Origin of the sequence: Enterovirga sp. (assembly GCF_028290205.1) — a bacterium.
Taxonomy (GTDB): Bacteria; Pseudomonadota; Alphaproteobacteria; order Rhizobiales; family Beijerinckiaceae; genus Enterovirga.
The window spans coordinates 1-10499 of sequence record NZ_JAQGKF010000210.1 but is presented as its reverse complement, the minus strand read 5'-3'; the positions used below and the strand labels follow the sequence as shown (position 1 = coordinate 10499).

Annotated in this window: 5 protein-coding genes and 1 pseudogene; 5 read left to right on the top strand and 1 reads right to left on the bottom strand. The window is 70.2% G+C overall.

Annotation, left to right across the window (positions count from 1 at the left end):
- Window positions 1-5740: type I polyketide synthase (locus JWR86_RS14385; RefSeq protein ID WP_299566807.1), on the bottom strand; the 5740-nt coding region annotated here is incomplete at its 3' end.
- Window positions 5741-6552: 812 nt separating this feature from the next.
- On the opposite strand from JWR86_RS14385, the gene JWR86_RS14380 reads away from it, so the two are divergent.
- The 5 genes and pseudogenes from JWR86_RS14380 to JWR86_RS14360 all read left to right on the top strand — a co-directional run.
- Entirely contained in the window at window positions 6553-8427 is a 1875-nt protein-coding gene (locus JWR86_RS14380) for an AarF/UbiB family protein (protein ID WP_299566805.1), read from the top strand.
- 191 nt (window positions 8428-8618) lie between these two features.
- The gene (locus JWR86_RS14375; RefSeq protein WP_299566803.1) at window positions 8619-9164 is read left to right on the top strand and encodes a hypothetical protein; all 546 of its coding nucleotides are present in this window, start codon (window positions 8619-8621) and stop codon (window positions 9162-9164) included.
- A 2-nt stretch (window positions 9165-9166) separates the two neighbouring features.
- On the top strand, window positions 9167-9451 hold the full coding sequence (locus JWR86_RS14370) for a hypothetical protein (RefSeq protein ID WP_299566801.1): 285 nt from the start codon (window positions 9167-9169) through the stop codon (window positions 9449-9451).
- 184 nt (window positions 9452-9635) lie between these two features.
- A complete protein-coding gene (locus JWR86_RS14365) occupies window positions 9636-9845 on the top strand; it encodes a hypothetical protein (RefSeq protein WP_299566799.1) in 210 nt (69 codons plus the stop codon).
- 112 nt (window positions 9846-9957) lie between these two features.
- A pseudogene (locus JWR86_RS14360) lies at window positions 9958-10499 on the top strand (hypothetical protein); the annotation flags it as partial.

Sequence of the window (10499 nt, the reverse complement as noted above, 5' to 3'; positions counted from 1 at the left end):
ATCCGAGCGCCGGCTGCGTGCGACCGTTTCCGGCGGCCCCCGGCTTTGCCGGGGCCGCGCCCGGGGCGAGCGCTGTTTCCAGGTAGTCGACAATGGCGTTCAGGGTCTTGAAGCTGGCCAGCTTTTCCATTTCGAGATGGGCCGCCGGATTGCCGTCCCCCGACCGCATGGCGTCGGCCATGCTGCCCAGGATCTCGACCCGTTTGATGGAATCGATGCCGAGATCGGCTTCGAGATCCTGATCCAGCCGGATCATCTCCTTGGGGTAGCCGGTGCGCTTGATGACGAGGTCGAGCAGGCGCGCCGTGAACCAGCTCCGGTCCATCACGACGGCGGCCTCCGGCACCTTGACCGGCTCCGGCCGGGTCTCGGGCTTCGCTTCGAGCCGCATGACGGGCTCCTGCGGCGCCGGCGGCTCGGGCCAGGCACGGGCGGCCGGAGCCGCCGGACGCGGGCTCAGGTCCCGCGACGCCGAGATCGGGGCGGCCTGGAATGTCTCGCCGGTCAGGGCGCCGCCCTGCAGATAGCTCGCCATGACGACCTTCTGCGTGTCGAGGAACTTCGACATCAGGTCCTGGTAGCGGAGCATGACCTGCGTGGCCTCGTCGGCGGGAGGAGGCGCGTGGTCCTCGCCGCCGTTCAGGTGACCGTTTCGCTTCGGAGGGAGAGACGTCATCGGGGCCTGCGCGCTTGCGGTTTGCATCAGGGAGGGGGCGGGGAAGACCTGCGCCTCGCCAGCATGGCCGTTGCCCGCCGCCGGCCGGTGCCCTTCGGACGGGGCCGGGGCGGCTGTGGGGGAGGGCGCCGCCCGGCTCTCCGCATGGCGCCGCGTCCCGAGCAGGATGGGTTCCGGCGCATCGAGCGGGCGCACCCGCACGCTGTTGATGACCCAGCTGCTCGGCGACGGTTTCGGCGCCCGGGTCGCGTCCACGAGATCGGCGAGGTCGAGCCGGCGCAGGTTCCGGCCGGCATGGAGGCGGTCCAGCTCGACAGGGAGGCCGCAGACGAGAAGCTGCCCGAGCAGGTGCTGCAGCTGCACCAGGCCCGGCCGGCCCTTGGCGTCGGATGCCACCGCGACATGCGGGCGGTCGAGAAGGATCTGCCGCACGAGGCCGGTGAGCACCCCCTGCGGCCCGACCTCGACGAAGATGCGGGCGCCGGCCTCGTACATGGCGAGGATCTCGTCCTGGAAGCGCACGGGCGAGACGAGGTGCTCGGCCAGCAAGTCGGCGATGGCCGTCGGGTCGTCCGGATAGGGCGCGGCCGTCGTGTTGGAGAAGACGGGGCGGCGCGGGGCGGCGAAGGGGATGTCGTCCAGCGCGCGCGAAAGTGGGCCCTGCGCCCCGGCGACCAGGGCCGAGTGGAACCCCCGCGACACGCTGATTTTCTGGCCCAGGATGTTCGCCTCCTTGGCCTTGGCGAGCGCGAGGTCGAGGCTCTCCGGCGTGCCGGAGATCACGGTCTGACGCGGCGAGTTCATGTTTGCGACCGTCGCGCCCGTGCCGGCGATCACGGGTTCGATCGCCTCGGGGGTCGCATCGAACGCCACCATGCCGCCGGGGCTGTCGGCGCTCGCCTCGACGATGACCCTGCCGCGGGCGTGGGATAGCCGCGGCAGGTCCTCGGCCGCGATGGCGCCCGCCGCGCAGAGCGCGACGTAATCGCCGTAGCTGTGGCCGGCGAGAAAGTCGGGCGACAGGCCGAGCCCGGTGAGCAGGCGGAACATGCCCAGATCGGCGGCCCCCATCGCGGGCTGCGCCACGTCGGTCCGGGTCAGGGCCGATCGCGCCTGCTCCTCCTGCTCGGGCGAGAACGCCGTTGGCGGGAAGATGTAGCGGCCGAGCGGCAGGTCGAGCGCCCCAGCGAGCTGGCGCTCGGCGTCGTCAAAGGACGTGCGCACCTCCGCAAAGGCCATGGCGAGCTGGCTCAGCATGTTCGGGTATTGCGAGCCCTGGCCCGGGAACAGAAAGGCGACCTTGCCGGCGGCGGCCGTCGGCTCGGCCGCGAAGTAGATGCCGCGGGGATCGGTGAGCGCGGGTTTCCCGGCCCGGAGCGCGTCGCAGGCGGCCGTGAGCTTCTCGCCGAGGTCGTCGAGCGAGCTGGCCAGGACCGCGAGCGTGGGCTGGCGCGGATCGCCGCGCGCGGCCGACCAGAGGGAGAGCGCGAGGTCGCCGAGTTCGGGCGTGGCGCCCCGGCCGATGGCGGCGCGGCATTGCTCCACGGCGGCGAGAACCGCCGCCGCCGTGGGCCCCCGCCAGACCAGAAGTTCGGCCGGCCAGTGCTGCAGCGGCGCCCGCGGCTCGCCGGCGAAATCGTCCACGTATTCCTCGAGCACGATGTGGAAGTTGGTGCCCCCGAACCCGAAGGCGCTCACGCCGGCGCTGCGCGGCGTCTCGGCCCCGTGAATCCAGGGCCGCGCCTCGGCGTTGAGATAGAGCGGGCCGTCGTCGAAGCCGCATTTCGGATTGGGCGTGTCGATCAGCGTCGGCGGCAGCACCTTGTGGTGGAGGGCCAGCGTCGTCTTGATCAGGCCGGCCAGCCCGGCCGCGCATTTGCTGTGGCCGATCATCGACTTGACGGATCCGATCGCGCAGGATCGCGGCCCCGCTCCGGCCTCCCGGAACACGTCGCCGAGCGCCTGCGCCTCCGTCTGGTCGCCCGCCACGGTGCCGGTGCCGTGCGCTTCCACCAGCCCGACCCGCTTCGGCGACATGCCGGCCCGCTCGTAGGCCCGACGCAAGGCCCGCAACTGCCCCTCGGCGCGGGGCGCCGTCAGCCCCTTGGCCCGGCCGTCGCTGGACGAGCCCATGCCGCGGATCACCGCATAGATCTTGTCGCCGTCCCGTTCGGCGTCGGCGCGCCGCTTCAGGACGACGGTGGCGATGCCCTCGCTGAGCACGATGCCGTCGCCGGTCGCGTCGAAGGGCCGGCACTGCCCGCGGGGCGAGAGTGCGTGCGTCTTGCTGAAGGCCAAATAGGCGTACGGCGTCTGGACCATGTCCGCCGCCATGGCGAGAGCCACGTCGCTGGTCCCGGCTTCGAGCTCACGGATGCAGGCCTGCAGGGCGGCCAGGGAGGAGCCGCACGCGGCATCGATGGCGTAATTGGTGCCGCCGAAATCGAACCGGTTCGCTACGCGCCCGGCCGCCACGTTGGCCAGGATCCCCGGGAACGTGTCCTCCGTCCAGGAGGGCAGCATGCTCTCGATGCGCTTGAACACGGTCTCGGCCGAGACCCCAAGCCCGTCCACACAGTCGAGCAGCGGCAGGCAGGTCCGGAATCCGTAGGCGACCGGGAGCGGGCTTGCGCCGCCGCCGATGCCCAGCATGGCGCAGGTCCGTTCGCGGGCGAAGGGGCGGGTCGCATAGCCGGCGTCGGCCAAGGCGAGGCGGACCGAGTCCAGCAAGTAGAGCTGCAGCGGGTCGATCGACGGCAGGCTGGTCGGCGTGATGCCGTAGGAGAGCGGATCGAAGGTGAGGTCGTCGAGGAAGCCGCCCCATTTGGAGATGATCTTGTCGGGCGCGCGCGGGTTGGCGTCGTAATACAGGCGCCAGTCCCAGTAGGATTCCGGGATCTCCACGATGGCGTTGTGCTTGCCGAGGATGTTTTCCCAGTACCGGGTGAGATCGGGCGCCTTCGGAAAGAAGCTCGACATGCCGATGATGGCGATGTCGCAGGGCGGCTGGGGGCAGGCGGGTTCGGCGAACACGGCCTGATCCGTTGCGGCCAGGATGTCGTGCGCGCCCTCGCTCACGTCCCGGTGCAGCTCGGCAACGCTCACCACCTCGCGGTGCAGGGCGGCCACCTGGCCGATCATGTACATGCCGCGGGCATATTGCTCGGCCTCCGGCAGGTGGGAGAGCCCGTGCCCGGACTTGGCCCCGCGCCCCGCGCCGTTGAGGCCGCGGCCCGTGCCGTTTGAACGGCTCGCCAAGGCGGCGGTGCCGTTGCCGGCGCTCCGGTCCTGCCCCTTGGACGCGATCCGCAGCCGGCCCATGTTCATCCATTCGAGCGCCTTGACGATCTCCTCGTGCGATCTGCCCTCCGCCTGCAGGCGGCGCTTTTCCTCGTCGAACACGCCGCAATAGGGCGTGCTGATGCACCGGATGGCGTGGCCGTGGCTCGTCTGCAGGAGCACGGTCTCGTCGCAGCCGAGCGCCTCCTCCTGGAAGCGCGGCACGATGGCGCCGCCGGCGACCGCCTCCTCGGTGAACAGGTAGGCTGTGCCCATCAGCACCCCGACCGCGACGCCGCGCTCGGCGAGGCCCGCCGACAGGGCGGAGACCATGGCGGCCGAGACGGCGTCGTGGATGCCGCCGGCGAAGACGACCTGCAGGTCCTCGGCCCGGCCGTGCCGGGCGATGTGCTCCAGCAGGATCTCGCACATCGTGTCCCACAGCACGAAGCTGGTGCGCGGCCCGACATGGCCGCCGCATTCGCGCCCTTCGAACACGAAGTGCCGGCTGCCCTCGTTGAGAAACATCCGCAGCAGGCCGGGCGAGGGCACGTGCAGGTAGGTGAGGATCCCTTCGGCCTCGAGGTCCCGGGCCTGGTCCGGCCGGCCGCCGGCGATCAGCGCGAAGGGCGGCGGGCACGCCCGAATGGCCTCGATCTGCTCCTGTCGGATTTCGGCCGGCACGAAGCCCAGGATGCCGACGCCCCAGGACCGCCCGGCCGCGAGGTCGCGGGTCTCGGCGAGGAGCGTCTCGGCCTGAGGCTTGCGCAAAAGCGCCAGCGCCAGAAAGGGCAGGGCGCCGGCCTCGGCCACCGCTGCCGCGAAGGGCGCCGTGTCGCTCACCCGCGTCATGGGCCCCTGCACGATCGGGTAGCGGGTCCGGTGGCGGGCGGCCAGCGGCGCCCCTTCGCCCAGCGGCTGCAGGCGCCGCGCCGCGTCGAGCTGCTGTCCGCTGCGCGCGCAGACGGCCTGGATGATGCCGGACACGGTGACGAACCGGTCGGCCAGCGGTTTTGCGAAACATGCGTCCTGGCCGAGCGGCCGCAGGCCCGCGCCGGCCTGCACCTCCCGGACGGCCCTTCGCCATGCCCCCAGCTTTTCCTCCGGGGCGCTCGCCGACAGCCTGATCCGGTCCTCCGCCGCCGTCAGGTCGTCGATCGCCTGCAGGCCGCGCCGAACGTGGAAGCGGTAGCCCTCGCCGAAACATTCGCCGAGGCAGACCGTCTCGCTGCCGTCAAAGGCGGAGAGCCAGGCCCGATCCCGCTCAGGCCCCCCCGCGTCGCGCGCCAACAGGAGCTGCGAGTCGAGGACGACGCCGGCGGCGCCGGCCGCCAGGCACGCGGCCCCGGTGTTGAGGCCGATCCCGCCCTGGACCCAGATGCCCGGCGCGCCCAGGCCGGACGACTGCGCCTCGCGCAGCCAGTGCTGCAACAGCACGAACGCGGTCTCGGTGCCGACCCTGCCGCCGGCCTCCTGGCCTTTCAGGATCACTCCGTCCGCTCCCAGCGCCAGCGCGCGCCGGGCCTCGGCGATGTTGACCGCTTCGACCAGAATCTCGATCCCGGCGGCGCGCAACTCCGCGAAGGACGCGTCCTGGCCCGGGCCGGCACCCCCGGCGAGCACGGCCCAGCGCCACTTGGCGGAGCGGCCCGCAAGCAAGCGGGCAAGCAGCGCCCGATCCTCAGAGCCGATCTTGATCCCAAACCGGTCAGGGACATACCGGTCCAGTTGGGCAGCGGCGGCGAGGGCCCCGTCGATCCCGGCGGCGTTTTCCAGGTCCAGCACGCCACGAGCGCCCGCGCGAGCACCGGCGATGGCGAGGGCCGGCTCATACGTCCCAGGCGGGGAGACGGCGATTACATCGTCCGGTCGCATGGGCGTGGCCTTCCGTAAGTCGAGGCAAGCTTAGCCTAGAAGAACACGGCCGTATATCGAGCCCGCAACACAGGCCGGAGCACAGTAAATGGCGCTCTGGTGCGCCCCGCCGACGAGCCGTTGCGCTCACGGCGCATGGGGGTCCGCGGGCCCGCCTGGCGCGCCGGCCGGGACCCGAAGCCGCCAGCTGCCGGGAGCCGGCCCGCTGGTCTTCACCCGGAACTGTGGACTCGCGCCAAGTTCTCCCCGACTATCCGCGTCCTGATCGGGCGGCGCAACAGGCATCTCGGCCAACCGGGCGGGAAATGCGGGCCCGCCCTCGCGTCCATTTCTGCGCGGGAACTTGGGGCCCGTCACCCGGCTCCGGCCTGCTCGCGCGCGACCCCGCCGCCGCCGCCGGCCGGACCGTCCAGCACAGAGCCGCGACATCTCGGCGGCCCGCAAGTCGACCGAAGTCGATCGCCCGTTGATCGTGAGCACGCCGCGACGCGCAGCAGCTTAGCCTGCCCTACCGGGCCGGCGCGACGCGGGGGCGACACCGGGGCGTCTCGTCATTTGAGTTCGCCGCGAATGTATGACTGAATGTCGAAGAAGCCGCCGGGCGCATCAGCGTCGAAGCCCCCGAGGCCACAAGGCTGTCCCGCACCCGCCTGTCGCGCGGCTCCGGCTTTCTGTTTCCGCCCCCCTGCAGATTGTCTTCGACGACGAACGGATCGCTTGCCATGCAGGATCATTCAGCAGCCGAGGCACCGCTGCCCGTTGCGGCGGCGAGGGGATTGGACGTCATCCGCCCGCTGCCGCGCCGCAAGGTCTCTTATTCCTTCGCCAACTTGAACGTCTCGCTGCCGCGCGCCCGGCACGTGCATTTCGAGGCCAGCATCGTCACCACGCTGCTGCGCCTGATGGTGTGGCTGTGGAGCGCGGCACGCTTCCTGTTCGGGAACCTGGGCGACATCATCGGGCGGCGCGACACCGAGCAGCGACGCGCGGTGCGCCTGCGCCGCATCTTCGAGGATGCCGGAGGCACCTTCGCCAAATTCGGCCAGTTGCTGTCGATCCGGGCGGACATCCTGCCCTATGCCTATTGCGCGGAACTCGGCCGGATGCTGGACCAGTCGCCACCCTTCCCGGCGGCGGAGGCGATCGCGATCGTCGAGCAGAGCATCGGCCGCAAGCTCGAGGAGGTGTTTGAGGCCTTCGACCCCCTGCCCATCGGCTCGGCCTCGATCTCCTGCGTGTATCAGGCCGAATTGCTGACGGGGGAGCGTGTCGCCGTGAAGGTGCGGCGGCCCGGCATCGGTCCCCTCATCGCTGCGGACCTGCGGGCGCTCGATTGGCTGCTCATCCTGGCAGAGACGCTCACCATCATCACCCCGGGCACGACGCGGGGCTTCCGGCAGGATCTGCAATCGATCCTGTTCCGCGAGCTGAACTTCCGGACGGAGGCCCGCAACACCGACCTGTTCCGCCGCCGCGCGGAGCGGCGCCGCGCTGACGTGACGGCGCCGCTCATCTTCTTCCAGTACTGCTCGGAAGAGGTGATGGTGAGCGAGTTGGTCTCCGGCGTGTGGATGTGGGAGATCATGGCGGCGGTCGACAGCAACGACCAGGAATTTCTTGCCAAGATCCGCCTTCAGGGCATCGAACCCAAGTCGCTGGCCAGCGCCCTGATGCTGGCGATGAACCGCGAAATTCACCAGGAGCCGTTCTACCACGCCGATCCGCACCCGGCGAACCTCGTGGTGATGCCCAACAACCGGATCTGCTTCATTGATTTCGGCGCCGTGGGCCGGTTTTCCACCCGGAGCCGCAAGACGTTCCGGGAATTGTCGTACCACATGATCAAGGGCGACATCGGCCGCATGGTGAATGCGTCGATCGGGCTGGCCGGCCCTCTGCCACCGGTCGATGTCGAGATGATCCGCCGCGAGCTGACCAAGATCTATGCCGATTGGGTCTACACCCAGAAGAGCCGCGACGCCGAATGGTGGGAGCGCAGCATGGCGCAGATCTGGCTCGGCACGATGGAGGTCGCCCAGAAATACAACATGCCGATGAATTTCGAGACGATCCAGTACTTTCGGGCGGCCTTTTGTTACGATTCCATCGTCAACCGGCTCAACAAGGACCTGGACGTCGCCAAGGAATACCGCGTCTTCATCCGGCAGATGGCGCGGGAGTCGCGCCGCCGCATGCGCCGGCGACTCCGTACGCGCCTGCTGGGTCCGACGGACCGCGATTACCTGGCCATCGAGGAATTGGGCGACCTGAGCAGCCAGCTCCTGTTCAAGCTTCAGCGCGGGGTCGAGGACCCGATCATCCACTTCAAGAACGTGGTCGGCAAGATCGCCTATATCGCGCGGCTGCTCCTCCGCCTCGGTTACCTCGTCGCGGCCGGTTTCGGGGTGGCCTTGCTGTCCGACACCCTGTCCCGAAGCTGGTCCGGTCGCGGCGTTGACTGGGACCACGTCTGGAGCCGCCTCACGACCTTCGGCTGGGTCCAGCTTCTCGCGATCGGCGTGGCACTCGTGGTGATCCGGCGCATCGTCATCCGGCTGAGCGCGCCGGACAGCGGTCCCGACGTGTACCGCTCCTAGCGGGCGGGCCCGCGCCGGGCGGGCTCGACCGGTCAGTTCATGACGGAATCTTGCGAATGGCTGGGCGCCGTGGTTCCTGGCACAAGACCCCAAGCTGTTCGGGGCGGAACTGCAGTTGCCCGGAAGCTGATTACACTGGCCTTGCCGTTTGCGGCCGGCTATCGTGACCTTGTCAACGCAGGAAGATGCCGATGGACAAGCTCGTGAACCGGGTCACTGTCGTGCAGGGCAGCGGGCCGACCCGTGAGGTCAAGACCGTCTATGACGGCCGCGAGGACGAGTTTCCCAGCATTCCGATCGACGGCATCGTGCGCAGCGTGACGGTGATCGAAGGGACTGGCGCTCTTCGCCGCTCCAAGCTCGTGTTCCGCAGCCGCTACTGGGAAGAGCACGACGGCTCCTGGCGCGACGGCGAGCGTGGCATGCGGCGCTTCCTGAAGGCCGACATGATCCGGGCCCAGGAGGCCTACCGCCGGCACCGGGAATCGGCCAGCGACGACAAGCAGCTCTGGTGGCTCGATCTGCCCGCCAACATGGTGCGGGCCTTCATCAAGGCCGGCAAGAAGACGCGCAAGGACCGGGCCGACAATCGCGCCGACGATGCCGATGTGGCGGTCAGCACCGTTCAGGCCGACATGCACCACCTCAAGGACGACCTGACATCGACGGCGGGTGGCATCAAGCGCGACGCCAAGAGCAAGGCCTTCGACACCAAGATCAAAGTCAAAGGAGCCTGAACATGGAAACCATCGAGACCGGCCTCTCGCAGGCTTCGCTCCCGCCTCTCGGCGCCGCAACGGCTCCGCCGAAGGTCGTGATCGTCGACATCGGCGAACGCCAATTGCCGGAAGACGTGAAGCAGCTGCGCAGCGGCCAGGGCAAGCTGATCGGCAATGTCGAGCGCATCGTGGCTGATCTGGTCGCAGCCGGCACCATCAGCGCGACGGCGCAGCCGGTGGTGTTTGTGGTTCGGGAAATGTCCTCCACCGATGAGGACGACGACGACGACGAGGACGACCTCTGAGCGCGCGGGGCTGAGCGGCCCGGCCGCCTCTCGCGTCGGCAGGCCCCCTTGCCGATCCCGCAGGGGGCCTTTGGACCGGGCCGGCCGATGCGACCCGGCCGGCGCCGGCCGGGCCACGCCGGGGGTCGGGACTCGACTCCGGGGGTGCTTCGTTCGTAGTTTGTTCTCATGACGAGAACAGCCGATGGCCGTTGACCCGCCTGATCACCACTCCGCCGTTCCGAGCGAGGCCGATGTCGATGCCGTCCTCCGCGAGTTCGGGGGAGACGCCCGGGAAGCCATCCGGGCGCTGCTGCATGACATCGCCGTTCTGGCCGGCGACTTCGAAGCGAGCGTGTCGCACGGCTTCGTGCGCGGCGCCTTGCCGAGGCTCGGGCTGAAGAGGCGGGTGTGAGGACGGGGCCAGGATGCCATTCCGCCGGCCCAGGCGGGAGGGCAGGGTCGGGGCTTGCTGGCAAGGTCGCGACGGCCGGCGCCGCAGCGCCGCGCGCCGGCATGGGGGTATCTTGATCCGCGTTCTGTTTGCCGCCGCGGCCGCATGGGTCCTCACCGGTCTGGCCGGCCCCGCAGCGGCGCAGCTCCGCGGCCATGGCGGCCCCGTCCGGGCCCTCGCGATCTCGCCCGACGGGTTCCGGGCGGTGTCCGGCAGTTTCGACCAATCAGCCGTGCTGTGGTCGATCGAGGACGGGGTTGCCCGCGAGGTGCGGCGTTTCCACGACGGCGCCGTGCATGCGGTCGCGTTCGTGCCGGACGGCGCCTTCCTGAGCGGGGGCGAGGACGGCCGCATCGCGCTTTGGCGCGCCGGGGTGCCGAAACCGGTCCGCGTCTTCACGGAGCATGCCGGCCCCGTGGTCGCGCTGGCCGTGTCGCCGGACGGCCGGGACCTGGCCTCGGCCTCCTGGGACGGAACGGCCCGCATCAGGCCCCTCTCGGGCGGCGAGGGGCGCGCGCTGGAGGGACATGCCGGCAACGTCAACGCCGTCGCGTTCCTGCCGGACGGGCGGCTGGTCTCGGCCGGGTCCGATCTGACCCTGCGGATCTGGTCGGC

Bases quoted from the DNA above. Each gene is read 5' to 3' on its own strand.
- JWR86_RS14380 (WP_299566805.1), top strand. From the start codon at position 6,553: ATGCAGGATCATTCAGCAGCCGAGGCACCGCTGCCCGTTGCGGCGGCG.
- JWR86_RS14375 (WP_299566803.1), top strand. From the start codon at position 8,619: ATGGACAAGCTCGTGAACCGGGTCACTGTCGTGCAGGGCAGCGGGCCG.
- JWR86_RS14370 (WP_299566801.1), top strand. From the start codon at position 9,167: ATGGAAACCATCGAGACCGGCCTCTCGCAGGCTTCGCTCCCGCCTCTC.
- JWR86_RS14365 (WP_299566799.1), top strand. From the start codon at position 9,636: ATGGCCGTTGACCCGCCTGATCACCACTCCGCCGTTCCGAGCGAGGCC.